The organism is Guptibacillus hwajinpoensis (assembly GCF_020524165.1).
In the GTDB taxonomy this organism is placed as follows: Bacteria; Bacillota; Bacilli; order Bacillales; family Guptibacillaceae; genus Guptibacillus; species Guptibacillus hwajinpoensis_D.
In genome coordinates, this window is record NZ_JAIVKU010000006.1 from 39,569 (window position 1) to 65,387 (window position 25,819).

Genomic DNA, 25,819 nt, shown 5'->3' on the forward strand with positions numbered 1-25,819 from the left:
TCCTTCTATAAGGATGCATACCAGTGTACTAATCGGATTAATGCTTTTACCGACGGGCGATAGGTAGCGGAAGGCGTGCCTTCTGATGTTTTAGAGGGTTTTGTGTTTACTTCAATAATCCATGGATGGCCGTCTTGATCAACTGACATGTCGATGCCAAGCTCCGCAAATAAACCTTCACTTTCACGATCAATGATTTGCGAAACTTCACGGGCAAGTTCAGGAAGGATGCGTTTTAGCTGTCTTTTCATCGAATCTTCGAATGGCGTGAGACCTTCGTCAAATTTTTTTAATAGGGCCCCACGTGCAATGTTTGAGACAAATTGTTCATTTGTTCGAGAAACACGCGATACTGCTGAGACGACTGACCACTTATTACCAGAACCTTTTAAGCATAGAATGCGGAAATCGACGGGACAGCCGTCGATGTCTATGAGCGGTATCCCTTGTTGGATTAAATAGGGAACGTATTTAGAACGTAAGCGAACCGTTTTGAAAAGACTCGGTAAGGCAGAAGATGAATGGGTCTGATTACCATGAAAGCTAGAGTAATCGAGATGAAAGAGGTTTTCACTTTGGCTGATTCGAAAGATATGTTTGCCCTGGCTTCCATTTAACGGTTTTAAGTATAGGATCGGATGTTTCGATATCATGATCTCAACGGTTTCAAAACCTTCAAGGAGTACCGTCTCAGGAAGATACGGAGTGATTTCCTCATATGAAAGTAGTTTCTGATGAACGTCCCATTTATCAAGAAAGGATTCATTAAAATAAGGAATTTTTTGCTGTTGCCAATAGGTTTTTAATTGTTGGATAAAAGGAGATTTCTCGAGCTTCCTAGAGTGAATTCGATTATAAATCACGGATGGTATAGGCAATTCCATCTCTAACCATGTACGCTGGTTCCAAATGAATCCTGACACCCTTGTTTCATTCCAGGGCTGTAGCGTATAGACGTAGAATAGAATATGGTGTTCCTCGCAATACTCAGCTACTTCTCTACAAAAATCCGTATAAGACCCAAACGGAGTCTCTCCTTTAGGAGAACAATTAAGAGCAAGGCAGAAAATTGGGCCTAATGAGAGGACCTGTTGCTGATGACAAAAGCTTATCATGATTGGAATGGTTTGATTTGGTAGTGACAGGGAACGAAGTAGTTCAGGTGAACAATATACGGTATGACTTGATGATGTACGATAGACCTTTATTGTAACTGTTACTTCCAGCACTCCACACCGCAGTGGAAGGTGAGAATCTGTCAGTTTCCATTTAGAAGCGATGTTCTCTGGGATGCTTAGGATAAGTTTAGAATTAGGTAAGGTTGAATTTTCTGGTTGTAACATAATTTTTTCAACATGTTTCATTCAAGACCCTCGTTCAATGTTTTTTGCTTTTTCACCTTCCTTTAACTGGATAGGCAATAGCGGATATCGTATACTATGAAGATGAAGTTTACTCTGTGAACGTGAGGAATAGAAAGGTTGAGGTACCATGTCGTCCATTATTATCACAGTCCTCTTTATGATCGCTATAGGCGCTGCCATAGGTGGATTTACGAATTCATTAGCGATTAAAATGCTATTTAGACCATATGAAGCTCGGTATATCGGGAAATGGAAAGTCCCATTTACGCCTGGATTAATTCCAAAGAGAAGAGATGAATTAGCCGTTCAGCTTGGAAGAATGGTCGTGGAACACCTTCTAACAGCTGAAGGCATTCAACAGAAAATGAATGATCCAGTTTTCAAGCGTACGATGATTGAGTATGCACAAAAAGAAGTATTGAAATTAGTTGAGACGGATGAAAAAATTAAGGAGCTTCTAAAGAGAGGATTACATCTTGAGGATCCTGAGCGGGAAGTACGATTGAAAGCAAGTGCTTATATTAATGAAAAGATTGAAAAGAAAATAGTGAGTATGAAAAACAAAGAACTAGCTGAGGTTATACCAGTCACAACACAGGCAAGAATTGATGAAGCGATCGAACCGATAGCCGATCTAATTTTAACGAAAATTAGTGATTACATCGCATCTTCTGAAGGAAAGAACAAGCTATCTGTGATGATTGATCGCTATCTTGCTGACAGAGGAACGCTTGGAAGTATGATCAATATGTTTTTTACAAATACAAGACTAGTTGATAAGGTACAGCCTGAACTGCTCCGTCTTCTTAAACAAAAAGATATTCAAAATGTCATTACAACAATGCTTGAGAAAGAATGGCATGCCCTAAAAGATACGAAATTAGAGACATTCGAAGATAAATTCAAATCAGAAGAGCTTGTTCAAGGGATAACGAATCTCATTGTAAATGAACTTCCGATTCACCATGTGATGAACCTAAGCTTATCAGAAGCAGTAGAGCCATATAAACAACGTATAATCGAAGACTTTGTGCCGAGAATCGTAGATGCTGCCGGTCAATATCTAAGTCGAAATCTGCAACCGCTTATGGAACAGTTGCACCTTGCAGATGTGGTGAAAAGTCAGGTGGAGACATTTTCAGTCGGCCGTCTTGAAGAGATGGTTCTGTCTATTTCTCGCCGCGAATTTAAAATGATTACGTATCTTGGCGCAGTGCTTGGGGGAATGATTGGACTCATTCAGGGTATCATCATTTCCCTTATGGGATGAATTTCGTTTCAGTCTTTGTTATAGTGAGGAAGTATAGGGTTATGAGAGCGAAATAATCCTCACTTACTAAGGAGGTATATACAATGGCAGAAAAAAATCTTTACGACGTAGCATACGAGTTAGAAAGCGCAATGCGTGAACACGAGGACTACACAAAGCTGAAAGAATTATATGATCAGGTCAACCAGGATGAAGTATCAAAGAAACTTTTTGATAACTTCCGCAATATGCAAATGGAGCTTCAACAGAAGCAAATGACTGGTCAACAAATCACTGAAGAAGAAGCGCAAAAAGCTCAGCAACAGGTTGAACTTGTTCAGCAGCATGAAGTGATTTCTCAGTTGATGCAGCAAGAACAGCGCATGAGCCAGGTTATTCAGGACATCAACAAAATCGTAACGAAGCCTCTAGAGGATCTTTACGGTAGCCCTGAAGAAGACATCCAGCAATAATAAAAAAACCGTTCATCCGAGGATGAACGGTTTTTTTTATGATTCTTTTCTTATAGTCATATCGGTTCCAGCTTGATTTTGTGTTTATTCGAGTGAAACCTTCGCTTCAATCGAATAAGCACAAAACAACATCTAAATAAAAAAAGGATAATGGCTTAGGAAGCGTTCTCAATAACGCCAATGACTTCAAACTGAGTCGGTTGTGTAATGATTGTTTCTTCTACAGAACAATGAGGACAGTTTAATTGGTGAGCTCTTTCCTTATCTCCACCAATGATTCCTCTAAATTCATGGTCGCATTCAGAACATTTATAAATATGTGGCTCACTAAATGCTCCGGTACAATCGAACCTGATTCTTTCTTTTCCTTTTGTCATACGTATAAGACCCCTCTCCGTTATTGTAATACATTTGTAATAATACTAGTTTCATATTAAAACTTCCCACGCTGTTCGATTTTTAAACGCCTAATTCTGAGAACAGACGATTTTAGGGAATTTCATGTGATAAGACAAGATTTACGAGTCATAGAGATAAGTGGGGAAGGGAGTACTTTCATATAAGGGGGATTCGCATGGTTTATCAACTTCTTGCATTAGATATTGATGGGACTTTACTGAGGTCCAATCATAAAATTGACAAAGAAACGAAGGATGCCATTAGTTATGTGAAGGAGAAAGGCGTATACGTTACACTCACAACGAGCCGCAACTTTGCATCTGCAAAGAAAATTGCAAGAGCAGTGAAATTAGATGATTGTATGCTCGTTACGCATAGTGGAGCCTTTATTGCTAAAGAGGTTGAAGAGCCAATTTACGAAGAAAGAATTTCAAACGAGGATGTCAATCAGATTGTGAAGATTTTAGAACGGTTTGATTGCCACATTCGCATTATTCATGAACGACTAGCTGTTGGAAATCGAGTGAAGCATAATAACTACTTATCTGCCAAAATGACACTAGGAATAGGAGATCCCCTATTCTACCCTGTAAACTTCGTGGAAACATTAAGTGATTACTTGGAAAAGAAAGAGCTTTCTCCACCAAAGATCGATGCTCATTTCTTTAATGAAGAAGAGAGAGAGGAAGCACTTCTTTTATTAGAAGAGTTTATTCCATCCATATCTGTTGTGCGGTCGACAAAATGTAATTTTGGTATTATTCCTAAAGGTGTTTCAAAAGCAAAAGGACTCCGTATTTTAGGGGAGAAATTAGGCATAGCTGTCGATGAAATGGTTGTGATCGGCGACTCAGATTGTGATGCTGATATGATCCGACAGGCTGGTCTCGGCGTAGCAATGGGGAATGCATCCTATGAATTAAAGCGACTTGCCGATTGGGTCACGCGTTCGAACGATCAACAAGGCGTTTCTTATATGGTAAAAGAAGTTTTTCGAAAACAGATGCGTGTTCAACTGAAAAGGTAGTTTGTTACGCCTTCATCGAACCCTGACGAAAGCTGGGGAATGAAGGCGGTTTTTATGAGACTTTAGAATCATTTTCCCGAAATGAAAAGGCTTTCACGAAATAACAGCTAATATGTATAATGTTTGATAATTATGAATTCTGGAGGGATTGTATGCAAAAATTACTCGACTTGAATCCAAAGGTGACGGAATTTCTGAAAGGAACAAAAAAACTTTATATTAACGGCCAATGGAAGGATTCGGTATCAGGTAGAACTTTCGATACGCTAAACCCCTCAACTGGTGAAGTACTTGCAACAGTTAGTGAAGCAATGAAAGATGATATTGATGAAGCAGTGATGGCGGCTCGGAAAGCTTTTGACAGTGGACCGTGGTCTCGCATGTCTGCCTCTGCTAGAAGTCGATTAATTTATAAGCTTGCTGATTTAATGGAAGAAAATAAAGAAGAACTAGCGATGATTGATACGCTTGATAATGGTAAACCAATTCGTGAAACGCAGAATGCCGATGTACCGCTTGCGATTGAGCACTTCAGATACTACGCAGGTTGGTCAACCAAAATTATGGGACAAACCATTCCTGTTAATGGCCCATTCTTTAACTATACGCGTCATGAGGCATTAGGTGTGGTGGGGCAAATCATTCCGTGGAATTTCCCTCTACTTATGGCAGCATGGAAACTTGGTGCTGCTCTTGCGACTGGCTGTACGGTAGTACTCAAGCCTGCTGAGCAAACTCCGTTATCTGCTCTCTATTTAGCGCAGCTAATGGAAGAGGCTGGCTTCCCTGAAGGAGTCGTCAACGTAGTACCAGGGTACGGGGAAACGGCAGGAGATGCACTTGTCAAGCATCCGAACGTGGACAAGATTGCCTTTACGGGATCGACTGAAGTTGGAAAATATATTATGAATCAGGCTTCAAATGATTTGAAGCGCGTTACGCTTGAACTTGGAGGAAAGTCTCCAAATATTATTTTACCTGATGCTGATATGACAAAAGCGATACCGGGTGCACTAAGCGGTATTATGTTTAATCAGGGGCAGGTTTGCTGTGCGGGATCAAGACTTTTTGTCCAAAAGAAAGCTTACGATAATGTCATGGCTGACTTAGTAAGTCATAGTCAGAAGATTAAGCAGGGAGCTGGACTGGATCCAGATACTGAAATGGGCCCGCTTGTATCAGCTGAACAGCATGAGCGAGTCATGAAATATATCTCTAAAGGACAGGATGAAGGGGCAGAATTGCTTACTGGTGGACAGGTACCTTACGACAAAGGGTACTATGTCCAGCCAACTATTTTCTCTGACGTTGATGATAAAATGACCATTGCAAAAGAGGAAATCTTTGGGCCTGTTGTTGCTGCAATGCCATTTGAAGATTTGGATGAAGTGATCGAGCGTGCAAATGATTCGAATTATGGTCTTGCAGCTGGACTCTGGACAGAGAATCTGAAGTCGGCACACTATGTTGCAAACAAAATCAAAGCTGGTACTGTATGGGTAAACTGTTATAATGCGTTTGACGCCGCTTCTCCTTTCGGTGGCTATAAGCAATCTGGCATTGGAAGAGAAATGGGCTCTTATGCACTAAATAACTACACAGAAGTAAAGAGTGTTTGGATTAACTTAAAATAACCAAGAGAACCGCTCGTCCCTTTATGGACGGGCGGTTCTTTCAAATTACTTACCACTGGAATGACAGCGCTATCTTTTTAAGACGATCAATTTACCTGCAGATGAGACGACGCGTGCTGTATGATTTTCAAATCCTTTTTGCTTCAACAGTTCCTCGCCTACTTTTTTGGCTTCTTTGTCATCTTGTGCATCGAAACTTTCATCAAGAACGGTAGCGCCGCTTTTTTCGAATGCCGTGATAATGTATTTTTCCATGTTATCCCCTCCTACTAATAGTTTACCGATTGAACAATTTGTTGTCACTTTTTTCTGAGAAAACGAATCTTTTAGGAGAATCAAACGTTATACTTATCGTGACGTTTATAGGTGAAGAATAGTTAAGAGGGGGAAGCTATGCTCGAATTTCAAAATGTTTCTAAACAGTTTGGTGCCTTTACGGCAGTTGAGGGCCTAAATCTTTCCATTCCAGAAAATGAGATCTTTGGTTTGCTCGGTGGGAATGGAGCTGGTAAAACGACTACATTTCGGATGCTATTACGACTGATTGATCAAACGAAAGGAACAATTAGCTGGAAGGAAGAAAAAATCTCCTATGATTCTAGTCATTTAATTGGGTACTTACCTGAAGAACGCGGTCTTTATCCAAAGATGAAAGTAAAAGAACAATTAATTTACCTTGGGAAATTAAGAGGGATGAAGAAATCTGAAGTCGAAAAAGAGATCACAATCTGGCTAGATCGTTTTAAAGTACCAGAGTACCTCGACAAGAAAGTAGAAGAATTATCGAAAGGAAATCAGCAAAAAATTCAATTCATTGCGAGCGTCATCCATAAACCAGAGTTGCTTATTCTAGATGAGCCATTTAGTGGGCTGGATCCGGTAAATGTTGAAGTGCTAAAAGAGGCCGTGCTTGATTTGAAAAAAGCTGGAACAACGATTTTGTTCTCGAGTCATCGAATGGAGCATGTGGAAGAACTCTGTGAGCATCTCTGTATTCTACATAAAGGAAAAGCAGTCGTTTCAGGAAATTTGAAAGAAATTAAGCGTTCATATGGGAAAAAGAACATTCGAATTGATGCAGATTTTGACCTCTCCTTTTTAAAAAACGTTGAGGGCGTTCTTCGTTTGAAACAAGGCATGAATCATAGCGTCGTTCAAATTGAGAATGAACAAGTTTCTCAGAAAATTTTACACGAGTTAGCAAGCAAAGGGTTCGTAAGAAAGTTTGAATTAGAAGAGCCATCTTTAAATGATATTTTCATTGAAAAAGTGGGTGCAGCATATGAATAAGTTTTTCATTGTTCTTTCCCAAACCTATTTAAATCGATTAAAGTCCAAAGCATTTATTATTACGACGGTTATAACACTATTGATGATCTTCTTAATTACAAACATCTCAACCATTATCAATACGTTTGATTCAAGTGAGGCTGATCGAGTAGGAGTAATCGATACAGGATCGTTTTATTCACCGCTTGAAAAACAGATCAACATGATGGACGCTGAGATTGTTTTAGAGAAATTTGATGGAACGGAAGAGGAAGCGGAAAAAGCGGTTGAACAGGGAGAGCTTGACAGCTATTTGGTTCTTGAAGAAAATGAAGCGCAGGAGCCGTCAGGAGTTTATAAAGCTAAGACGGTGGCAGAGCAAGTCACCCCTCAAGTACTTGAAACCGCTCTTCAGCAAATGAAGAGTACCTTTGCAGCTGAAAAAGCTGGGGTGACACAGGAGCAGCTTAACCAAATTGATCAGCCTGTACAATTTGAAAAAGTGGCTTTAGAAAAAGGAGCAAAGACAGAAGACGAATTAAATCAAGCCCGTGTGTTTGTGTATGTCCTCTTATTCGTGATTTATTTTTCGGTCATTTTTTATGGGAATATGGTAGCAGTGGAAGTTGCGACAGAAAAATCATCACGAGTAATGGAAATATTAATTTCTAGTGTTTCTCCTGTTAAGCAAATGTTTGGTAAAATTCTTGGAATTGCTTTGCTTGGTTTAACCCAATACGCGATTATTATTGCGAGTGGTTATCTGTTTATGGAGATGCAGGAGGAAAGTATCACCGAAACAGGCTTCCTGTCGTTTCTTGATTTTAGTAACATTTCAGCTTCGCTCATCGTTTATGCAGTTGTTTTCTTTATGCTTGGGTATTTGCTGTACGCAACAATTCTCGCCATGGTTGGATCACTTGTCAGCAGAGCTGAAGAAGTGCAGCAGATGATCATGCCAGTGCAGCTTTTAATCATTGTGGCTTTCTTTATCGCGATGTTTGGCCTAAGTACACCATCAGCTACATTCGTCACGATTTCATCCTATATCCCTTTTTTCTCACCGGTTGTCATGTTTTTACGCGTGGGAATGCTCTCGATTCCATTCTGGGAAGTAGCCATTAGTCTTGCGCTACTTGTTGGAGCAATTGTCTTATTTGGCATCATGGGTGCGAAAGTTTATCGAGGCGGTGTTCTCATGTATGGGAAATCATCTTCATTAAAGGATATTGGAAAAGCATTGAAATTGTCGAAACGTGAACAATAGCTAAAAAAGAAAAGAAGCTAATCGACCCGGGGATATGGTTACCCCGGGTCGTTTATCTTTCTTTCCTTTATTGTGTTGATGCGGTTAGCCCCATTGGTGATCGCAGTAGAAAATGTGTAGACGTACGAACGTGCGCTCGATTGAATATGGTAAAATGAATGATAGAGAGCATTCGAAAGGGAGATGAGTGATGAAAGAAGTAACCTTTCTACACTGTGCGGATTTACATTTAGATCGACCATTCACAGGTGCTAATCAGTTACCAACTTCAATTCTTGAGTTTGTTCGAGAAAGCGCCTATCGCTCATTACATGCGATCGTTGAACTCGCCATTCAGCAACGAGTCGATTTTGTCTTATTTGCCGGAGATTTGTTTGATAGTAGTTATCGAAGTATAAAGACCCAAATGGTTCTGTTACAAGAATTAAAGAGGTTAGATGAGGCAGGCATTCATAGCTATCTCTCCCATGGTAATCACGATGCACTTGACGGAGAGTGGGCTACCTTAACATGGCCGGAATCAAGTTACTTTTTTGAAGAAGAGGTAGAAGCCATTCCCTACAAGCGAGAAGGTGAAGTATTAGCCTGGATTCATGGATTTAGTTATCCAACTCGTCATGTGAATGAAAAGAGGGTAAATGATTATCAGAGGGCGGATGAAAACAGTTTTCAAATCGGAATGCTTCACGGAAATTTAGAAGGACAGACGGAGCATTCTGCTTATGCCCCGTTTACATTAAGTGAATTAATTGAGAAAAACTTTGATTATTGGGCGCTTGGGCATATTCATCAACGGGCAGAATTACAAGATAACCCTCCCATTGTGTATCCTGGGAACATTCAGGGGGCTCATTCCAAAGAGCGAGGGGAAAAGGGATGTTATTTTGTTAAGTTAAGTGAAGCGGGGCCATTAACAGCTTTTCATCAAACGTCTGATGTCACATGGCATAGACTGAGTGTCGATATTGGCAAATGTGAATCCATTCAGGATCTATTAAATGCTTGTGAAGAGATTTTGAATCAGGAAAGCTTTTCTTCGGGAGGACATTTAATTAATATCGAATTTGTAGGGAGGAGTACAGTACATACAGATTTGCTGTATGGAAATCAATTAGAAGATCTTCTTCAGACGCTACAATTAAATCGAGATTTGGAAGAGAACGGATTCGTATGGCCATACAAACTATCCTTACATTCAATGCCTTCATGGAATCGTGAGAGTTTAAAACAGCAAAGTGGGTTTTTACAAGATATCCTCTTCACTTCAGATCACTATGAACAAACCAATTTAAAAGAAGCCCTTGCCCCACTCTATGAACACAGGCGAGCGAGAAAGGCACTTCATCCGGTAGAAGATGAAAGTCAGTTAATCAAAGAAGCAGAAGAGTTACTACTTACCTACCTTATTGAATCAAAAGGGGGCGGCGGGTAATGAAGCTTAATGGAGTCGAAATCTATGGTTTTGGCAAATTCGAAAATGATCAAATAGAAGATATCTCAGATGAACTGCAGCTGGTGTTTGGTGAAAACGAAGCAGGAAAATCAACGCTAATTGCCTTTATTGAATATGTGTTATTTGGGTTTAAAGCACGTCAGGATAACAACTATAATATGAATCACCTTCCGCGCTTTGGAGGTGTGCTTTCTGTTGACGTTGATGGGGAGACGCTTCGAATTGAACGAACGAAAGATCTCACTTCTGAACAGGTTGTGCTCTATTATTCAAATGGTGCATTGGGAGATCGTGACGATTTAAAGGCTTTGCTGAAGGGAATGAATCGAACAAGCTTCAGACAAATCTTCTTTTGCGATTTAACAACATTAAATGAATATCAAACGTATGATGAAGACAGCTGGAACCAAATATTATATGAAGCCGGTATGAGTGGCGGGGCTTCATTACTAGCAATTGAGAAGAATCTAGATAAGTGGCAGGGGGAAATCTTTAAGCCTGGCGGGAGAAAACCAGCATTGAATGAAAAGCTAGAAAGCTATGAGTCTTTAAAGAAAAGGACAAGCGATTGGGAAAAGAAAAACGAGAGCTACAATCAGATGATTCAAAAGGTAGAGGAGCTAGAAACACAAGTAGAAGAAAATGCAGAGAAATTACAGTCACTTCAATCCGAGCAGCGCACGCTTGATTATGAGAAACAAATCCTACCACTCCTTAAAGAAAAACAACAGCTCCATCAAGAGTTACTCAACTTGCCTGATTTTTCTCCTTTTCCAGAGGAAGGACTTGTAAGAATGGATAAATGGAAGGAGCAGGCTGTTCTTTTATCCGGGGAGCTAGAAAGTTTAAAGAAAAGAATGCAGGAGCTAAAAGAAGAACTCCATCCTGCCAATCTTCTGCCTAATTGGAGAGAATTCCTGCAAGAAGCTTCGTACTTGAACGAAGAAATGATTCTATATCGAGGAAGAGCAGAAGAACGCAGAAAGCTAAAGCAAGAAATTTTTTCACTTGAGACAACGCTTGAAACAGAGCTACAGGAATTAGGTCATAAAGAAGAAAAAGTTGAATCTGTTCAGACGCCTTTTTCAGGTCGTCAAAGTTTAAAACAACTCAACGAAGCCTATCAGCAATCCGATCAGAAATACCAATATGTAAATGAAGGATTTCTTACTGCTAAAGAGGAGCTTGAGAAAGAGGAAAATGAGTATAAACGCCTAAAAGATCGTATGACTTCTGAAAAGGTTCGCGAAAAAGGAGAGAGAGAACCCTCTTCAACCAAAAAGCGACCATTTGAGATGGTGGCACTTGCAATCATTCTTCTGATTGTAATCGGTTTAGTTGAGGATTGGGTGCTTGGCTTTTTAGTGGCTGCTATTGTCATTGGCGGAGCTTTCCTGATGACTTATACAACGAAAGGTTCTAAGAACGGTTTTCACGATGAGACATTGATCCGTGAGAGAGAGTGGGCGCGACAAGCTGAACAATTAAAAGATCAAGTAGATCGTCTGAATCGCACTTACTTGAAAGCTGCTGAAAAAGTGGATCTTTGGGAAGCAGAAAGATACCAGCTTGATAAAGATCTTGCGGAATGGCGTATTCAACATCGGTTTCCAGACGATTTGCAGCCTTCATCTTTGCTAGAGGCATTTGATCGAGTGGTTTCTATTAAAAGATTGCAAACAGAACGAAATCAAAAGCAGAGGCAAGTAGAAGAGCTTGAAGCTAGCTTAACAGTGGTCGAAGAACGGATAAAGCATTTATGTGAAAAAGTGAATTTAGTATATCAAACCCCTGAAAAGGCGCTCCAACTTGTGCTACAAAAAGCAGAAGAGCAAAGAGAGAGTTTGAAAGAAGTTGAAATGGCGAAAAATAGACTGAAATCTCTTGAAGAGCAGAGCGGTGAGGTTGACGCAAAATTACAGAGCTGTAAAGAGGAAATGAACGCGCTGATGCAGTTCGCAGAGACAGCGAGTGAAGAGGCGTTTCGAATAAAAGGAAAAGCGAATCAAGAAGCAAAAGAGCTTCATCGACAGCTAGCTACTCTTTCTACACAGCTTGGTGAAGATGCGTCTGTCAGGTTTGCATCGATCGAAGATTTAGAACATCAACGTCAACAAGTAGAACAAAAAGAAGCGTTGATTATGGAGAATCAACAAACGCTTTATAAGCAGGTAGCAAGTGAACAAGAAAAAATACGTCTTTTAATTGAAGATGGCACGTATGATGAGCTTCTTTTGCAACGTCAGCAAACTGAAGATGAAGTGAATGCTCTTGCAAGAAGATGGTCTGTGATGAGAATAGCAGCTGATCTTCTAACAAAAGCGAAAGCTAGATATCAAGAAGAACGGCTTCCAGCTGTGATGAAGAAAGCAGAAGCATACTTTCAAACGATTACTGATGGCCGTTACGTCGCCGTTTATCCGCCTTCAGAAGGTGAACCCTTCCGAGTAATTCACCATAGTGGAAGAGCGCTTAAGCCGTCAGAGTTAAGCAGGGGAACAGCTGAACAGTTATATTTATGTATTAGACTTGCGCTTGCTTCCGTTTCAACAGTTGAATTGCCCATTTTTCTTGATGACATCTTTGTGAATTTTGATGAAAAACGGACGAATCTTGCGAAAACCTTTATTAAAAAGTTTTCAAAAGAACATCAAGTGATTTTATTAACATGCCACACCGCTACCACGATAGGATTAGATGAGAAGGTTCATGTACTTGAACGTTCATCCGTTATAACAAATAAAAGAGACCATTTAATGAGGTGATCTTGTGGAAGAAAATTATAAAATACATTTAGTTGAAGATGAAGAGAATTTGGTGCAAATTTTAAAGACGTATATGGAAAAGGAAGGATTTCAGGTTAAGACCTTTATGAGTGGTGAAGAAGCCCTTGAAAGCATTCATGAGAGCTGCCACCTGTGGATATTAGATATTATGCTGCCTGGAATTGATGGATACGAGTTGTTAAAAAAAATTAAGGCAGAAGATGATGTCCCGGTTATTTTCATATCTGCTAGAGATGAAGATTTAGATCGTATCGTTGGTCTTGAATTGGGAAGCGATGATTATATTGCGAAACCATTCATGCCAAGGGAACTAATCATTCGTGCGAAGAAACTACTACAGAGAGTGTATCAGCAATCAACCCAAAAGCGATTTGAAATCGTAGAGTATGAAATCGACCCTGTGGCGAGAAAAGTACTTGATCGAGGGGAACCGGTTGAATTAACAACGAAAGAAATGGATTTAATTCTTTACTTAGCGGATCATGTGAATCAAACTTTGTCGAGAGAGCAAATTCTCGTCCATGTATGGGGCGATGATTACGTTGGTTCAGATCGAGCTGTTGATGATGTGATTAGACGCGTACGTAAGAAAATGCCTCGCATGAACCTGGAGACGTCATACGGACTTGGTTACCGGTTAATCACATGATCCGCTTGAACTTAACGAAGCGAATTTGGCTATCATTTATGATCCTTGTCTTGCTCGTAGGTGTCGTTATTGCGGTGATCTATCCTCTTTCCATCAAAGGGACATTAACCGAAGAAACGTATCAGATTATTGAGAGCGAACAGCAGCGATACACGTTTCCTGATCAAGATGGTCCACTCCCACCTCAAACGGATCAAGATTTTATTGAACGAAGGGACGCGGAACGATCTGTCGGCCATACCTTGATTACAAGGCTCTATAGTGGACCGTTACAAGGTGATCCCATTCCTGATGAAGTGATTATTGAAATGAGGAAAAATGCGCTAGATCAGAAAAAAGATAAAGGCCGATATGAACTCACTTATAATAATCAGGCCTCATTGTTTTATGTTATTTCTAAAGTCGATGTTAATGGGCAAGAAGCGTACTTTATCTCCTATATGTGGGATACGTATCGTAATCAAATGATCGACCGTCTCTGGTGGAGACTCATCATCATCTTACTTTTTGCATTGTTTCTTAGCCTTTTTCCTGCCGCGTGGATCGCACAGTATTTGCGAAGACCGTTAACCGTGCTTGGAGAGCGCTTTGAGCAAATTGCTAACCGTAATTGGAAAGAACCTTTCAAGTGGGAAGGGGATGAGGAGTTTCAGAAGCTTTCCAATCAATTTGAGTCGATGAGACAAAACCTAATGAGATATGACAAGGCTCAAAAAACCTTTATTCAACATGCTTCTCACGAGTTGAAAACACCAATTATGATCATTAAAAGTTATGCGCAATCCATAAAAGATGGTGTGATGCCTGATTCACTTGATAATACGATGACCATCATATTAAATGAGTCTGATCGAATGGAACAGCGTGTAAAAGGGATGCTAACGTATATTAAGCTCGACTCAATCGATGAGCCTGAAGGAAACTGGGAAACATTTCGATTTGGGGTTCTTGCAGAAGAGCTTCGTGAACGGTTTATGTATCAGAGAGAAGATGTAACGTTCTCGATCTCTGGTGAACAGATTGAACTGACAGCGATCCATGAACAAATGTTAACAGCGATGGACAATCTAGTTCAGAATGCATTACGGTATGCGAAAAGTGAAATTCACTTGAAGGCTCGCGAGGCCAAAGGGGAGATTACATTAGAAGTCTTTAATGATGGTGAACAAATATCGTTTCAGAAAGTAGAAAAGGAAAGGCTGTTTGAACCTTTTCAAAAAGGGGATAAAGGCCAATTTGGCATCGGACTTGCAATTGTTAAGAAAATTGCAGAGCGTCATAAAGGAATAGCAGAAGTAACGAACTTGGAGCAAGGAGTTGTTTTTTCAATCACTATGCCTAAGAATCGTAGCGAACCATCTGCATAAGTCGCTATGCTATACTAGATAAATACATGTTGACCCGGAGGTGGAAAGATGAAGGAATTCAAGGGAATTGGACATTACCGAGTAGGTGATCAAGTTGATCATTATCTTTTAATTAAATCATCAGTGAAAGGCGTGGCTAGTAATGGAAAGCCATTCCTTACGTTAATCCTGCAGGATAAGTCAGGGGATATTGAAGCCAAACTCTGGGATGCTTCTCCTGACGATGAAGAGAGTTTTGATGCTCAGCAAATTATTAAGGTGAAAGGTGATGTAACAAGCTATCGTGGACGTAATCAACTAAGAATTAAAGCCATTCGCCTTGCAACAGATATGGATCAGGTGAAAGTAAGTGATTTCGTAGAATCTGCACCACTTGAAGTAAATGAAATCATGGAGAAAATCACGCAATATGTGTTTGAAATGCGGAATCCAAATATTCAACGGATTACCCGTCATCTTGTGAAAAAACATCAAAATGACTTTCTTACATTCCCTGCAGCAACAAAAAACCATCATGAATTTGTATCCGGATTATCTTATCATGTTGTTTCGATGCTTGATATCGCAAAGTCGCTAACTCAGTTGTATCCATCACTTGATACGGACTTGCTTTATGGGGGGATAATCCTACATGATTTAGGAAAAGTCGTAGAGCTATCAGGATCGATTGCAGCAAGCTATACGAATGAAGGGAAACTCCTGGGCCATATCTCTATCATGGTAAATGAAATCGGCCAGGCTGCAAAAGAATTAGAAATTGAAGGGGAAGAAGTCATGCTTCTTCAACACCTCATTTTGAGTCATCATGGCAAAGCAGAATGGGGAAGTCCAAAGCCTCCTATGATTCGAGAAGCGGAGATTTTGCATATGATTGATAACATTGATGCGAAAATGAATATGCTTGATCGAGCACTTGACAAAGTGGAGCCAGGTGAATTTACAGATCGTGTCTTTGCGCTTGATAATCGTTCCTTTTATAAACCTAAGATGACTTCTTTAAGCGAAAACGCAAAAAATTAAAGCAAGAGGATAGAATGGGGAATCGTTCTTTGAGCGGTTTCTCTTTTTTGGATGAAAGAAACTCCGGAGGATGGATATGAGAATAAGAGATTGGGATCGAAATTTAAAAATTAGGCTATTTGGGGAAGGCATGATGAATATTCTATTCTGGATGTTTTTCCCCTTCATGGCGATTTATTTTTCCGATTCTTTCGGAAAGGGAATGGCAGGTCTGTTACTTGTATTATCTCAAGTTGTGGCAGTTATTGCTAATTTAGTTGGTGGGTATTGTGCCGATCAATATGGAAGAAAACAAATGATGTTTCTTTCCGCTATCGGGCAGGGACTAACGTTTATTGTGTTCGCATTGGCAAATTCCCCCTGGTTCGACTCACCGATGTTAACGTTTATAAGTTTTTCAATTCTTGGCATATTCGGGTCCTTGTACTGGCCGGCGAGTCATGCGATGGTCGCAGATGTCGTGGAAGAAAAGGATCGAAATACCGTGTTTGCTGTTTTTTATACGGCCCTCAATATTTCAGTTGTTGTCGGCCCCATTTTAGGTGGCCTTTTCTTCTTTCAGCATCGGTTTAGCTTACTGTTAATTGCTGCTCTCGTCAGCTTCTCCCTGGCAGTGTTAATTGCCATCTTTATTCGTGAGACTGCTCCTGAGAAGAGACAAAATAGTCTCGTTACAGATTCTTCTACTAAGTGGACAAAGTTTATTTGGACACAGCTTCAAGACTATCGTGTGATTGCAAAAGACAAAATATTTCTTTTGTTTATTTTAGCTGGAGTCCTTGTAGCTCAAACATTTATGCAACTAGATTTATTAATCGCTGTTTATTTAAGTGAAAAAGTGCCAGAGCAAGCTGTGTTTCATTTTCTAGGCACTTCCATCATAGCAGATGGCAATCGGATCTTCAGTTGGCTCATATCAGAGAATGGTTTATTGGTAGCGCTACTTACGGTTTATATGACGAGTAAGATGAATCAGTTTAAAGAACGAAATGTATTTATCATCTCTTGCCTGATCTATGCGTTAAGCATGATCTTATTTGGAAATGTTACGTCTGTATGGCTCCTTGTCATCGCTATGTTTGTTTTTACCATGGGAGAGCTAATGGTCGTAGGAATTCAAGAGGGGTTTGTATCACGTCTGGCACCAGAGCATATGCGTGGACAGTATTTTGCAGCGGCAAGTCTGCGCTTTACAATTGGTAGAACGCTTGCCCCAGCCGCAATCCCGCTTACAGCTATACTAGGATTTCAGTGGACGTTTTATATGATTAGTTTTCTTGCCGTTAGTGCAGGTATTCTCTATTATGTGATGTTTAATATGAATGAGAAACTGGCAGTCAATCGTTCCTAACGGTTGGCATAATTCATTTCTTTCTCACATAAAGTGTAGTAATTGAATGAGCTTGTACGATAGAAAGGAAGTGTTTTGGATGAGGAAAGGTGTACTTATTCTTCTTGGTTTTCTATTCGTTCTTAGTTTGTTTCAGCTTACAGAAGTATCTGCCACGTTATCAGGCTTATTCTCTCAATTTCCCTGGTGGATCTATTTTGTACTAGCAGGTATTGTCTACAGTGGTTATAAGACAATGCAACTAACAGCTGAAGAGAGAAAGATTGATCAGATTCATATTGAAGAAGAAGGTAGGGTTTATGTCGAGAGAATGGAAGAAGAGCGTGAGCGAAGAAAACAACGAATACCAGAATAGAAACAATAAAAAGACGAGAAGGCTAAGCCCTCTCGTCTTTTTATTGTTATTCTTCTGATTTTGACTTATCAGATTTTTCTGTTTCGCTATCTTTTGACTCTTCTTTTTTGAAGAGGTCTTCAAACTGATCGTCTTTCACTTTAATATCAGACTCTTTAATCAGTTCATCAATGACGGTAGGAACATCTTTTGCATTTTGTAGCATGTACTGTTCTTCTACTTGATCTTTTGCATCTTCAAAGGACATAACCGTTTTCTTCTTAAGCTTAATAATGTGATAGCCAAATTGTGATTGAACGATATCACTTACTTCGCCTTCTTTCAAAGCAAAGGCAGCTTCTTCAAATTCGGCAACCATGTCACCTTTTTTGAATACACCTAAATCGCCACCATTTTCAGCTGATCCATCTTTTGAATACTCTTTTGCAAGTTCAGCAAAATCGCCGCCGTCTTCTAATTTCTTTTGAACTTCTTTTGCTGTTTCTTCATCGTCAACTAGAATGTGACTTGCTTCAAGTTCTGTGAAAAGATCCTTGTTATCTTCATAGAACTTCTTAAGCTTTTCATCTGTTACTTCTACACCATCCGTAGCTGCTTTTTGAGCAAGTAGCTGCTTTCTAACATCAACTTTAAACTGTTCAATGTCTTTGTAACCGTTCGATTGAAGGGCTTGTTCAAGTTGTTCATCTGTTTCAAAATTTTCTTTGATCTTATCGAGTTCTTTCTCAACTTCTTTATCAGAAACATCATATTTATCTTCAAGAATTTTCGTTTGGACAAGATCGCTTAGTACGGATTCACCTGCTTGATCTTTTAGTGCTTGATAAAATTCTTCCTGTGTTACATTTCCAGCACTTGTTTCAACAACTGCTTCCGAATTATCTCCTGAATCGTTGCTACAAGCAGAGATCGCAAGTAAAGCGATTAAAGCAGAAAGCATAATGAACATTTTTTTCATCAAGTATACACTCCTAAAGGGTTAGTTAAATTTAACAATATTGTGATACAGTTAATACTATAGCATAGAAAGATATATGAAGTTAAATTGAATTGGAAATATGAGAAAAATTACACAAAACAGACAGGTTTTGTGTGAAGTTGATATAATTCTATTAGGGTCACCTTTTCTTTTTTAATGGTAATAGTAGATGAAACAAAAAAGATGAGGCTGATTGCCTCATCTTTTTCGAGCATGCATGTGCGCTTTCGCTGGACTACGTGAATAAAACTTCTACATAAGAAGAAATAAGCAGGATGGTGATTAGAACGTTAATTGTTCTAAAGACGTTTGGCTGTTTTTCTTCAGGAATGTTTTTCTTCAAGCATAGAGCATTTGTCATAGAGTTAAACGTTACTAGAATAAAAGTCGCAAATAAGATGAAGAATATTCCAATAATGGTCATGTAAGAACCTCCCAGAGTCCATTTCGTTAATTCGAAGAAATATATAACGATTTTCTTTAACTTATCTTTCAATCCGTAGTATCATGGAAAATATTCGTCCCATAAGGAGCTGTTACAATGTTTAAAAACCGATGGAAGGCGGCCTTTCTCATTCTCTTAGCTGCTGTCATCCTCATTTTTGCAGGAGTAGTAGGATTCTATCAATACTATTTTCCTGAAAGTGAGATTGCCAAACTCTCAAATGATAAAAATACAAAAGAACCTTTTGAAACGACATTTTCGATTCAGATGAAGAAAGATGAATTGAATGAGATCATTAATCAAGAACTTGAAAAGTATAGTGAGAAACAAAAGAACATCGGATATAGTGTTAATCTTGATGAGCTTGCAACTTTTCAAGGGTACGTAACGATTTTTGATCGAAAAGTTGACTTTTTTCTTAAATTCGAACCTCAGGTACAGCCAAACGGTGATCTTTTATTAAAAGAAAAATCTTTTCAGATTGGTTTGCTTGAACTTCCAAGTGATAAAGTTCTTTCCTTTATAAAAAAGCAGGCATCGTTGCCGCCTGAAATAACAATTGATTCAGATGAAGGGACAATTTATATGGCTGTAAGCGATCTAGAATTAAAAAATGATATGAAGCTTAAAGCCAAATCATTCGATCTTCCTAATGATGAAATTATTTTCGATGCCTACTATCCTATTAATTAGCATGTTGTCCTAACATTATTATGAAGGAAGTCTAATGAGAATTCAATACTGCTGACTGCCAGGCAAAAGTAAAAGAACAGAGCGCTGAGTTTTAGCGCTCTGTTCTTTTAGTATTTCTTCATAATTTTATTCGAAGTAGCTTAAGATGCTCGTTTAATTAGGATGTGAAAACCTTCACTGCGATCTTCTACATAGGCATTCTTTGGTGCGCGAAGCACTTGAGAGGCGTAGAGAAAGTCGCTAAAGCTAAAACCAAGATTAATGGCAGCAAGAATAGAGAAAAACGAAACATAAGCTGGCATGTAAACTGATGCAACAATGGCGGCAGTTGTAATCGTAACGGCTGGCGCAAGAGCTGCAATTAAAAAAAGATTTCGCGAGATCGGACTGCACGTTTCACAGCGCATCATCGGTACTAGGACAAATCCTTTTTCTAATTTCATTGTTGCTTTTAATCCGGCTAGTGTTAAAGGAAGCCAGTGAATGAGCTTATGAATAGGAAAAAGGACAGCCAGAGAACCGAGAAACGGTAGTATCGGTACAATCGCATGTTTTGTTGTCGGGTATAACATACTGAAGACGAGATAAAATGCAATAAAGTAGAGTAGTGTTAACAGCATCGAGAAAATAGTTAATCGATGTGTTCCGAATTCACGATTTAGGTAAATCGATTTCCAACAATTCATAAGAATCACCTGCTTCCGTAACTTTCATGTGGGTTCATGTTATAGTGAATACTCGTATACTGTACAGCGATTTTCCAAAGAAATCAACACGTTTTTTTGTAAAGAAATAAGTCGAAATCTTTTAGACAAAATCAGCGCTTTTTCGCGCTGGATTAGTCTGGAAAATACATTTCAATTTATATCCGGTTCCGGTAAACTATAAGTACAATTGATCGCAACGTAAGGAGTTAAGTTAACATGGAAGCTATCCACAAAAGATTAGATCGAATTGAGTTTCATATGCGCTTACTTGCTAAAATGGAAGAGGAAGGAGATTCCCCATTTTATCGCCTTGTGATTGACAGAGGGTTAACCGAGGCTGAGGTAACAGAAGTGTTTCAATTATGTGTAGAAGTAAACCAAAAAATGCATGAACAAATCGAGGAAGGTCTCTTAAACCGTTCCACGCTGCTCACGCATTTCGTAGGAATGTTAACGATTAAATTAGATCCATTAACAACAATTAAAGCCCTGCTTGCTCAGGAAGAGACGTACAGAGAACTTATGGAGACGCTTCTAAAAGTTTCACCCTACCGTTAATACGAATTTAACTGTTCTTCGTCACCCTGGGCAGTGAATTCTCTTGAGAATTCACTCTCAAGCTTGGTAAAGGATTTTTGGAAGATTTCCATAAAATCTTCCCCATATAGTCCTTTGATTACACACATCATTTCTGTGAACTCTGGGAATTTTCCATAAAGGTCTCGAATTGGCATGGAAGCTTTTAAGACACTATCACGATTAGGTGAATAATGTTTCCACGTTTCCTGCAACAACTTCTCACCTTTTTCAGTAAGCTGTACATATGTATTGCGTTTATCATTCTCTTTTTTTGAAAATGTGAGAAGTGCTCTTGATTCAAGCTTTTTGGAGAAATTAAAAGCAGTGGAAACGTGCATCACACCAAATTTGGCAATATCAGAGATAGAAGATCCATCAAGATGATAGGCAATGGAAAGGATATGATGCTCATTAATGTTAAGGTCAAAGGGCTTTAACCATTCTTGCCAGTCACGTTCAACGGATTTCCAGAGTGCTTTACTCAATTGGCCAATACGATGACTGAAAATCATCGCTTCTTGAATCGATATTTCCTGTTCTTCCTTCATAAAGGCCCTCCTTTTCATCTCGATTGTTCAAGCTATATTAGAATATTGTTGATCGTCTGTAAAAAAACCGGCTATTTCGAAGCCGGGCTGTTTACTTCATCTTTAACTGTTTCAATCGTCTTTTGCATTTCTTCTACATCTTCTTTTAACCGAGTTAGATTAGGTTGAATATCTTCTTGATATGAAGTAATCGAACGCTTCAAATCTGCAGCTACTTCTTGAATCACTTCTTTGCCTTCAGAAGACAGTTGCTTCACTTGAGCAGTAAGTTCGTTCAGATCGCTTTTTAACTTTGCGAACCCTTCCTTTATGTCATCGCCTTTAACCTTCGTTTCAGCGATTAGTTCTTTTCCTGATTTCGGTGTTGTTAATAGGACAGAAGCGGCTGAAACCACTCCCCCAAAAATGAATCCTGTTAGTAACGTTTTCGTTTTCCCCATGATGCTCATCCTTTCCTATCCTAATCCTTATATGGGCACTTAAACACATAAGTTCGCCGTCCCCATGAAAATTCCTGCTTCATTTGTTCATTATTCTATCAGGTTATGAAAACAGTTTTTTGTACATATACCTTTAACTATACGCTAAGGTAATGGAGGGGACAGGTATGGCTGGATTTATTTTTTTTCTCATAGCAGCTGGTAGTTTGTTATTGACTGCTATGGTTAGCCGATTGTTACTTATTCGAAAATATTCTTTTCATAATGAACAAATGATTCGAAAACAAAAAAGTGCTTACTTGTTTGGAACTTGCGCCCTTGTTTTTCTAGTGCTTGGTATTTCAATGGCTATGCTTGTTTTCTAGTGACGCTTTCTTATTTTCCCCAGCCGTTTCAAGTCGCAAACATAAAAAATTCACTTAAGTGGTTAGAAACACGCTCATTTGAGGTATCTTATAGAGAGAAGGGTAACAAAGGAGCGTGACAATATGAATCGAATGGTAAAAAGTGTTTTTAAACGAATGACTAAGAAAGCAGTATCCGTAATGAAAGATAAAGATCAAATGCAGGAGATTTCAGTTGAATCTTTAAAAAAGGGAGCTCTTTATAAAGGTCGTAAAGGAATGGATGATATGTGGGTTGATGTGAAAACATTCTCGCGACTCGTTCAGGAATTTCGAAAAGGTCGTTATCGGGATATCTCAAAAAAATCTGTTGTTATGGTTGTAGGAGCGCTTCTTTATTTCGTAAGCCCAATTGATGCGGTGCCAGATTTACTAGCTGGTATCGGCTTACTAGACGATGTTGCTGTGATCGGATTTGTAGCAGGACAATTAAGGAATGAATTAGAAAAGTTTCGTGAGTGGGAAACTGGGGTCAGAATATAAAAAAACCCGGCCAATTTGGCCGGGTTTTTGTTGCATTTAAAAAGCAAAACTAGTGCGTTTAAGAATCGATTGAACAACTGGAAAGATTAGTACCATTGCGATGGTGTTTACTGCAGCAGTTGGTAGAACGACAGTTAAAAACAATCCTGTAAATGCAGCGCCACCAGGAAGTCCTGTGAAAACAAGAGCGGCTCCAAGGAAAATAGCACCGCTAATCATTGTTCCGATCGCTGTTAGGATCCCAACAGTAATTAGCGACTGGCCAAAGCGTTGAACAAGTAGATAAAGACCGAAGAAAGCAAATGCTGTTACGGGCTTATCAATCATGTTTGCAAGCTGTCCACCAGGAAATGTTGTCGTAGCAGCAGAAATAACGCCGGTTGCAAGACCAAGTACAAGAACACTTTTACGCTCGGGGAATAGTAAGATTCCTAGAAACATCATCGTTAGAAGCATATCGTTTTTCATTCCTGAAATTAAACCAGGAATAATGGCGTGAAGAATTGTTCCAATACCAAGCAGTAAAGCCATTAGTACTAAGTTTTTCGTTTTCATAAAAAATCTCTCCTCTTCTCATCTCATTCTCCATCTTTCGATGGTGTTCTCTCCATCAGTGCGCTATATGCCTGCTGCGAAAGAACTAATTTTGTATATCATAACAAACGAAGGTCCTATTGAAAAGTGTTAAATATTGTGTTTGTGATGGAACGTATGCATGAAATCACTTAGAGCGCGTACAGAGTCCAGCGGAACGGCATTATAAATGGATGCTCGACATCCACCAACAGAACGATGGCCCTTCAGACCTACAAAACCTTCTTCTTCCGCTTCTTTAAGAAACAGTTCTTCAAGCTCTTTACTAGGAAGAGTAAAGGTTACATTCATAGAGGAACGACTTTCTGCCTCGGCTGTTCCACTATAAAATCCTTTACTACTATCAATGGTGGCGTAAAGTAATTTTGTTTTCTCTGCGTTCATTTTCTCTATTTCTTTTAAACCACCATTGTTCTTCGTCCATTCTAAGACGAGAGATAGCATGTAGATAGCGAAAGATGGAGGAGTGTTATAAAGAGATTTTTTATCAACATGAGTACGATAATCTAACATGGTTGGGAGGTTATTTGGAATTTCACTCAGTAGATCTTTTTTTAAAATGACAACCGTAACGCCAGCTGGTCCAAGATTTTTCTGGGCACCAGCGTAAATAAGTCCGAATTGGTCAATCGGAAGAGAACGACTCAAGATATCACTCGACATATCTGCAATAAAAGTAGACGCTTTACGCTGAGGGAAGCTCTTCCACTGCGTACCGTGGATCGTATTATTTGAAGTCAGGTGGACATAGGCATCTTTTTTACCATATTTTAGCGCATTTAAATCAGGTATACGTTTGAAATCAGCCTCTTTACTGCTGCCACCAATATACGTATCTCCGATTTTTTGGGCTTCTGTTAAGGCCTTTTGAGACCAGCTTCCCGTGAGCAAATAGTTCCCCTGGTGGCCTTCATGAAGAAAATTCATAGGAATCATTGAAAATTGTAGGCTAGCGCCACCTTGTAGAAACAGAACTTCATAATCATCTGGAATCTGAAGCAGTTCTCTTAGAAGTTCATTGGCTCCATCATGAATCTTCTGATACTCTTTGCTTCGATGACTAAACTCCATAATCGACATGCCCTGCTGCTGATAATTAAGAAGCTCTGATTGGGCATGGCTAAGCACATCTTGCGGTAATGCAGAGGGACCAGCATTAAAATTATAACGACGCTCCACGAATAGACACTCCTTTAGTAATGTAATGCGATGCTTCAATTAAACTTGTACTCATCCTATCATTAAAGGATTCCAGGTTGCTATGTTTTTTTCTAATCTTTTCGAATATTTCGTTCGATTGAAGCAGAAGCATTTGCTCTCTGTTCTCATTTTGCTATTCTATATAGAAGTGAATGTTAAGAAAGTGGTGTTATGCAATGTATCGCGAAAACAAACCAACTCATATTGGACCATACGATCATCCAGATATTTATCCTGGACCACGACCAGCTTCCTCTTTTTTGTACCATAATGGAAAAGCACATCGAATTGATGAAAGTGAGCACGTGCCAGTTGAGAAGCAAATTGTCCATTATGCAAGAGGAGAAGACGTTTCTGGATCTCTTGCGTTTTCTAGTTCAGAACAATTTACGGTAGAAGAATTACTGTTATCCGAAGGTTTATCTCCAATTGAAGAGCGAATACCGCTGCTCGCATATGGATCAAACGTTTGTCTAGCTCAGCTTAGATATAAATTCAGTCTTAACCCGGATTTAAGTGATTTCATTCTTTATTACCGGGCAGAAATAGTGGATACAGATGTAGTGGCAGGATCATTTCTCGCACCATATGGCGCGCTTCCAGCCGTTATTGCACCAGTAGCTGGAGCGAAGACAGAGGTATGGGTTACATTTGTAGACCGTGACCAGTTAGCATTATTAAACCGTACCGAAGGCGGTTATGTGTTGCGAGAACATCTTGGAGGCAAGCTTACACTTAAAACGGGTGAACATTTTGAGCGTGTGTATGCTTATTATTATCCTCACGCATACGTGAGAGAAGGTTCTTATGTACGATTTAAAGATATTCCAGGAGCATCTGAATTGCCTTCGATGTGGCAAGCTGATCTATTAAATGAATTAAAAGCTTTGCTAGGTTATGGAGGGCACCGAGAAGAATTCATCCATGAGTTAAGATGGAACCCTGATTTGCGAACAAAAATATCTACGATGTTAAATGGAATGGATCAAACCTTTGATCATCCTGATTGGGTTGTTCCGAACGGTTTTTATACGCTAAACGAAATGAATCGTACGCAAGTAAAAAAGAGACCATAGTGGTCTCT

General features: G+C 39.3%; 28 protein-coding genes. 18 read left to right on the forward strand and 10 right to left on the reverse strand.

Translation table 11 applies throughout. The features are described from left to right. Positions 1-5: 5 nt before the first annotated feature. The gene (locus LC090_RS18210; RefSeq protein ID WP_226659444.1) at positions 6-1,364 is read right to left on the reverse strand and encodes a YheC/YheD family protein; all 1,359 of its coding nucleotides are present in this window, start codon (positions 1,362-1,364) and stop codon (positions 6-8) included. Positions 1,365-1,491: 127 nt separating this feature from the next. Between LC090_RS18210 and LC090_RS18215 the strand changes: the two genes are divergently transcribed. Together LC090_RS18215 and LC090_RS18220 are read left to right on the forward strand one after the other, a co-directional pair. Then, positions 1,492-2,634: a DUF445 domain-containing protein gene (locus tag LC090_RS18215; protein ID WP_226659445.1), complete on the forward strand. Its 1,143-nt coding sequence runs from the start codon at positions 1,492-1,494 to the stop codon at positions 2,632-2,634. Between the two features lie 83 nt (positions 2,635-2,717). Beyond that, positions 2,718-3,086 (forward strand): YlbF family regulator, encoded by a 369-nt coding sequence (locus tag LC090_RS18220; RefSeq protein WP_224598674.1) that lies wholly within the window; start codon positions 2,718-2,720, stop codon positions 3,084-3,086. A gap of 155 nt (positions 3,087-3,241) precedes the next feature. On the opposite strand, the gene LC090_RS18225 is transcribed toward LC090_RS18220, so the two are convergent. Further along, positions 3,242-3,463, reverse strand: a complete 222-nt coding sequence (locus LC090_RS18225) for a hypothetical protein (protein WP_226659446.1) — start codon at positions 3,461-3,463, stop codon at positions 3,242-3,244. 197 nt (positions 3,464-3,660) lie between these two features. Between LC090_RS18225 and LC090_RS18230 the strand changes: the two genes are divergently transcribed. Beyond that, the gene (locus LC090_RS18230) at positions 3,661-4,512 is read left to right on the forward strand and encodes a Cof-type HAD-IIB family hydrolase (RefSeq protein WP_226659447.1); all 852 of its coding nucleotides are present in this window, start codon (positions 3,661-3,663) and stop codon (positions 4,510-4,512) included. Positions 4,513-4,664: 152 nt separating this feature from the next. Further along, positions 4,665-6,146: an aldehyde dehydrogenase family protein gene (locus LC090_RS18235; protein ID WP_226659448.1), complete on the forward strand. Its 1,482-nt coding sequence runs from the start codon at positions 4,665-4,667 to the stop codon at positions 6,144-6,146. A gap of 69 nt (positions 6,147-6,215) precedes the next feature. Here the strand turns inward: LC090_RS18235 and LC090_RS18240 are convergent, their stop codons facing one another. Further along, on the reverse strand, positions 6,216-6,401 hold the full coding sequence (locus tag LC090_RS18240; RefSeq protein WP_224598668.1) for a YhzD family protein: 186 nt from the start codon (positions 6,399-6,401) through the stop codon (positions 6,216-6,218). Between the two features lie 138 nt (positions 6,402-6,539). On the opposite strand from LC090_RS18240, the gene LC090_RS18245 reads away from it, so the two are divergent. The 9 genes from LC090_RS18245 (at position 6,540) to LC090_RS18285 (ending at position 17,663) form a co-directional block, all read left to right on the forward strand. Then, positions 6,540-7,436, forward strand: a complete 897-nt coding sequence (locus tag LC090_RS18245) for an ABC transporter ATP-binding protein (protein WP_226659449.1) — start codon at positions 6,540-6,542, stop codon at positions 7,434-7,436. Next, positions 7,429-8,682 carry an ABC transporter permease gene (locus LC090_RS18250; protein ID WP_226659450.1) on the forward strand — a complete coding sequence of 418 codons (1,254 nt, stop codon included), beginning with the start codon at positions 7,429-7,431 and terminating at the stop codon, positions 8,680-8,682. The genes LC090_RS18245 and LC090_RS18250 overlap by 8 nt, the downstream gene beginning before the upstream one ends. A gap of 190 nt (positions 8,683-8,872) precedes the next feature. Continuing rightward, the gene (locus LC090_RS18255; protein WP_226659451.1) at positions 8,873-10,114 is read left to right on the forward strand and encodes a metallophosphoesterase family protein; all 1,242 of its coding nucleotides are present in this window, start codon (positions 8,873-8,875) and stop codon (positions 10,112-10,114) included. Beyond that, a complete protein-coding gene (locus LC090_RS18260) occupies positions 10,114-12,900 on the forward strand; it encodes an AAA family ATPase (protein ID WP_226659452.1) in 2,787 nt (928 codons plus the stop codon). Before LC090_RS18255 ends, LC090_RS18260 begins: the two co-directional genes overlap by 1 nt. A gap of 4 nt (positions 12,901-12,904) precedes the next feature. Continuing rightward, positions 12,905-13,570, forward strand: a complete 666-nt coding sequence (locus LC090_RS18265) for a response regulator transcription factor (protein WP_226659453.1) — start codon at positions 12,905-12,907, stop codon at positions 13,568-13,570. Next, entirely contained in the window at positions 13,567-14,937 is a 1,371-nt protein-coding gene (locus LC090_RS18270) for a sensor histidine kinase (RefSeq protein WP_226659454.1), read from the forward strand. Before LC090_RS18265 ends, LC090_RS18270 begins: the two co-directional genes overlap by 4 nt. A 48-nt stretch (positions 14,938-14,985) precedes the next feature. Beyond that, the gene (yhaM, locus tag LC090_RS18275) at positions 14,986-15,957 is read left to right on the forward strand and encodes a 3'-5' exoribonuclease YhaM (RefSeq protein WP_226659455.1); all 972 of its coding nucleotides are present in this window, start codon (positions 14,986-14,988) and stop codon (positions 15,955-15,957) included. Between the two features lie 76 nt (positions 15,958-16,033). After that, complete coding sequence (locus LC090_RS18280) at positions 16,034-17,308, forward strand: MDR family MFS transporter (RefSeq protein ID WP_226659456.1); 1,275 nt, start codon at positions 16,034-16,036, stop codon at positions 17,306-17,308. A 79-nt stretch (positions 17,309-17,387) separates the two neighbouring features. Continuing rightward, on the forward strand, positions 17,388-17,663 hold the full coding sequence (locus LC090_RS18285) for a sporulation YhaL family protein (RefSeq protein WP_305077028.1): 276 nt from the start codon (positions 17,388-17,390) through the stop codon (positions 17,661-17,663). Between the two features lie 46 nt (positions 17,664-17,709). On the opposite strand, the gene LC090_RS18290 is transcribed toward LC090_RS18285, so the two are convergent. After that, on the reverse strand, positions 17,710-18,621 hold the full coding sequence (locus LC090_RS18290; protein ID WP_226659457.1) for a peptidylprolyl isomerase: 912 nt from the start codon (positions 18,619-18,621) through the stop codon (positions 17,710-17,712). A gap of 256 nt (positions 18,622-18,877) precedes the next feature. After that, complete coding sequence (locus tag LC090_RS18295; protein WP_211201486.1) at positions 18,878-19,066, reverse strand: hypothetical protein; 189 nt, start codon at positions 19,064-19,066, stop codon at positions 18,878-18,880. Between the two features lie 117 nt (positions 19,067-19,183). Between LC090_RS18295 and LC090_RS18300 the strand changes: the two genes are divergently transcribed. Then, complete coding sequence (locus LC090_RS18300) at positions 19,184-19,780, forward strand: YpmS family protein (protein ID WP_226659458.1); 597 nt, start codon at positions 19,184-19,186, stop codon at positions 19,778-19,780. 140 nt (positions 19,781-19,920) lie between these two features. Here the strand turns inward: LC090_RS18300 and LC090_RS18305 are convergent, their stop codons facing one another. Further along, positions 19,921-20,466 (reverse strand): DUF3267 domain-containing protein, encoded by a 546-nt coding sequence (locus tag LC090_RS18305; protein ID WP_226659459.1) that lies wholly within the window; start codon positions 20,464-20,466, stop codon positions 19,921-19,923. Positions 20,467-20,703: 237 nt separating this feature from the next. On the opposite strand from LC090_RS18305, the gene LC090_RS18310 reads away from it, so the two are divergent. Further along, positions 20,704-21,045: a DUF1878 family protein gene (locus LC090_RS18310; protein WP_226659460.1), complete on the forward strand. Its 342-nt coding sequence runs from the start codon at positions 20,704-20,706 to the stop codon at positions 21,043-21,045. On the opposite strand, the gene LC090_RS18315 is transcribed toward LC090_RS18310, so the two are convergent. Together LC090_RS18315 and LC090_RS18320 are read right to left on the reverse strand one after the other, a co-directional pair. Beyond that, entirely contained in the window at positions 21,042-21,614 is a 573-nt protein-coding gene (locus tag LC090_RS18315) for an HTH-type transcriptional regulator Hpr (RefSeq protein ID WP_226659461.1), read from the reverse strand. The two genes, LC090_RS18310 and LC090_RS18315, sit on opposite strands and share 4 nt — an antisense overlap. 71 nt (positions 21,615-21,685) lie before the next feature. After that, the gene (locus tag LC090_RS18320) at positions 21,686-22,054 is read right to left on the reverse strand and encodes a YtxH domain-containing protein (protein WP_226659462.1); all 369 of its coding nucleotides are present in this window, start codon (positions 22,052-22,054) and stop codon (positions 21,686-21,688) included. 167 nt (positions 22,055-22,221) lie between these two features. On the opposite strand from LC090_RS18320, the gene LC090_RS18325 reads away from it, so the two are divergent. Continuing rightward, on the forward strand, positions 22,222-22,419 hold the full coding sequence (locus LC090_RS18325; protein ID WP_160921423.1) for a hypothetical protein: 198 nt from the start codon (positions 22,222-22,224) through the stop codon (positions 22,417-22,419). Positions 22,420-22,542: 123 nt separating this feature from the next. Further along, positions 22,543-22,941, forward strand: a complete 399-nt coding sequence (locus tag LC090_RS18330) for a YkvA family protein (RefSeq protein WP_226659463.1) — start codon at positions 22,543-22,545, stop codon at positions 22,939-22,941. Between the two features lie 36 nt (positions 22,942-22,977). Here the strand turns inward: LC090_RS18330 and LC090_RS18335 are convergent, their stop codons facing one another. Then, positions 22,978-23,496, reverse strand: coding sequence for a tryptophan transporter (locus LC090_RS18335; RefSeq protein WP_160921421.1), 519 nt, complete (start codon positions 23,494-23,496; stop codon positions 22,978-22,980). 129 nt (positions 23,497-23,625) lie between these two features. Then, positions 23,626-24,714: a 3-phosphoserine/phosphohydroxythreonine transaminase gene (gene serC / locus LC090_RS18340; RefSeq protein WP_226659464.1), complete on the reverse strand. Its 1,089-nt coding sequence runs from the start codon at positions 24,712-24,714 to the stop codon at positions 23,626-23,628. Positions 24,715-24,911: 197 nt separating this feature from the next. Here serC and LC090_RS18345 point away from each other — a divergent pair, with 197 nt between their 5' ends. Continuing rightward, the gene (locus LC090_RS18345) at positions 24,912-25,811 is read left to right on the forward strand and encodes a hypothetical protein (RefSeq protein ID WP_226659465.1); all 900 of its coding nucleotides are present in this window, start codon (positions 24,912-24,914) and stop codon (positions 25,809-25,811) included. Positions 25,812-25,819 lie beyond the last annotated feature (8 nt).

Bases quoted from the DNA above. Each gene is read 5' to 3' on its own strand.
- LC090_RS18210 (WP_226659444.1), bottom strand. From the start codon at position 1,364: ATGAAACATGTTGAAAAAATTATGTTACAACCAGAAAATTCAACCTTA.
- LC090_RS18215 (WP_226659445.1), top strand. From the start codon at position 1,492: ATGTCGTCCATTATTATCACAGTCCTCTTTATGATCGCTATAGGCGCT.
- LC090_RS18220 (WP_224598674.1), top strand. From the start codon at position 2,718: ATGGCAGAAAAAAATCTTTACGACGTAGCATACGAGTTAGAAAGCGCA.
- LC090_RS18225 (WP_226659446.1), bottom strand. From the start codon at position 3,463: ATGACAAAAGGAAAAGAAAGAATCAGGTTCGATTGTACCGGAGCATTT.
- LC090_RS18230 (WP_226659447.1), top strand. From the start codon at position 3,661: ATGGTTTATCAACTTCTTGCATTAGATATTGATGGGACTTTACTGAGG.
- LC090_RS18235 (WP_226659448.1), top strand. From the start codon at position 4,665: ATGCAAAAATTACTCGACTTGAATCCAAAGGTGACGGAATTTCTGAAA.
- LC090_RS18240 (WP_224598668.1), bottom strand. From the start codon at position 6,401: ATGGAAAAATACATTATCACGGCATTCGAAAAAAGCGGCGCTACCGTT.
- LC090_RS18245 (WP_226659449.1), top strand. From the start codon at position 6,540: ATGCTCGAATTTCAAAATGTTTCTAAACAGTTTGGTGCCTTTACGGCA.
- LC090_RS18250 (WP_226659450.1), top strand. From the start codon at position 7,429: ATGAATAAGTTTTTCATTGTTCTTTCCCAAACCTATTTAAATCGATTA.
- LC090_RS18255 (WP_226659451.1), top strand. From the start codon at position 8,873: ATGAAAGAAGTAACCTTTCTACACTGTGCGGATTTACATTTAGATCGA.
- LC090_RS18260 (WP_226659452.1), top strand. From the start codon at position 10,114: ATGAAGCTTAATGGAGTCGAAATCTATGGTTTTGGCAAATTCGAAAAT.
- LC090_RS18270 (WP_226659454.1), top strand. From the start codon at position 13,567: ATGATCCGCTTGAACTTAACGAAGCGAATTTGGCTATCATTTATGATC.
- yhaM (WP_226659455.1), top strand. From the start codon at position 14,986: ATGAAGGAATTCAAGGGAATTGGACATTACCGAGTAGGTGATCAAGTT.
- LC090_RS18280 (WP_226659456.1), top strand. From the start codon at position 16,034: ATGAGAATAAGAGATTGGGATCGAAATTTAAAAATTAGGCTATTTGGG.
- LC090_RS18285 (WP_305077028.1), top strand. From the start codon at position 17,388: ATGAGGAAAGGTGTACTTATTCTTCTTGGTTTTCTATTCGTTCTTAGT.
- LC090_RS18290 (WP_226659457.1), bottom strand. From the start codon at position 18,621: ATGAAAAAAATGTTCATTATGCTTTCTGCTTTAATCGCTTTACTTGCG.
- LC090_RS18295 (WP_211201486.1), bottom strand. From the start codon at position 19,066: ATGACCATTATTGGAATATTCTTCATCTTATTTGCGACTTTTATTCTA.
- LC090_RS18300 (WP_226659458.1), top strand. From the start codon at position 19,184: ATGTTTAAAAACCGATGGAAGGCGGCCTTTCTCATTCTCTTAGCTGCT.
- LC090_RS18305 (WP_226659459.1), bottom strand. From the start codon at position 20,466: ATGAATTGTTGGAAATCGATTTACCTAAATCGTGAATTCGGAACACAT.
- LC090_RS18310 (WP_226659460.1), top strand. From the start codon at position 20,704: ATGGAAGCTATCCACAAAAGATTAGATCGAATTGAGTTTCATATGCGC.
- LC090_RS18315 (WP_226659461.1), bottom strand. From the start codon at position 21,614: ATGAAGGAAGAACAGGAAATATCGATTCAAGAAGCGATGATTTTCAGT.
- LC090_RS18320 (WP_226659462.1), bottom strand. From the start codon at position 22,054: ATGGGGAAAACGAAAACGTTACTAACAGGATTCATTTTTGGGGGAGTG.
- LC090_RS18325 (WP_160921423.1), top strand. From the start codon at position 22,222: ATGGCTGGATTTATTTTTTTTCTCATAGCAGCTGGTAGTTTGTTATTG.
- LC090_RS18330 (WP_226659463.1), top strand. From the start codon at position 22,543: ATGAATCGAATGGTAAAAAGTGTTTTTAAACGAATGACTAAGAAAGCA.
- LC090_RS18335 (WP_160921421.1), bottom strand. From the start codon at position 23,496: ATGAAAACGAAAAACTTAGTACTAATGGCTTTACTGCTTGGTATTGGA.
- LC090_RS18345 (WP_226659465.1), top strand. From the start codon at position 24,912: ATGTATCGCGAAAACAAACCAACTCATATTGGACCATACGATCATCCA.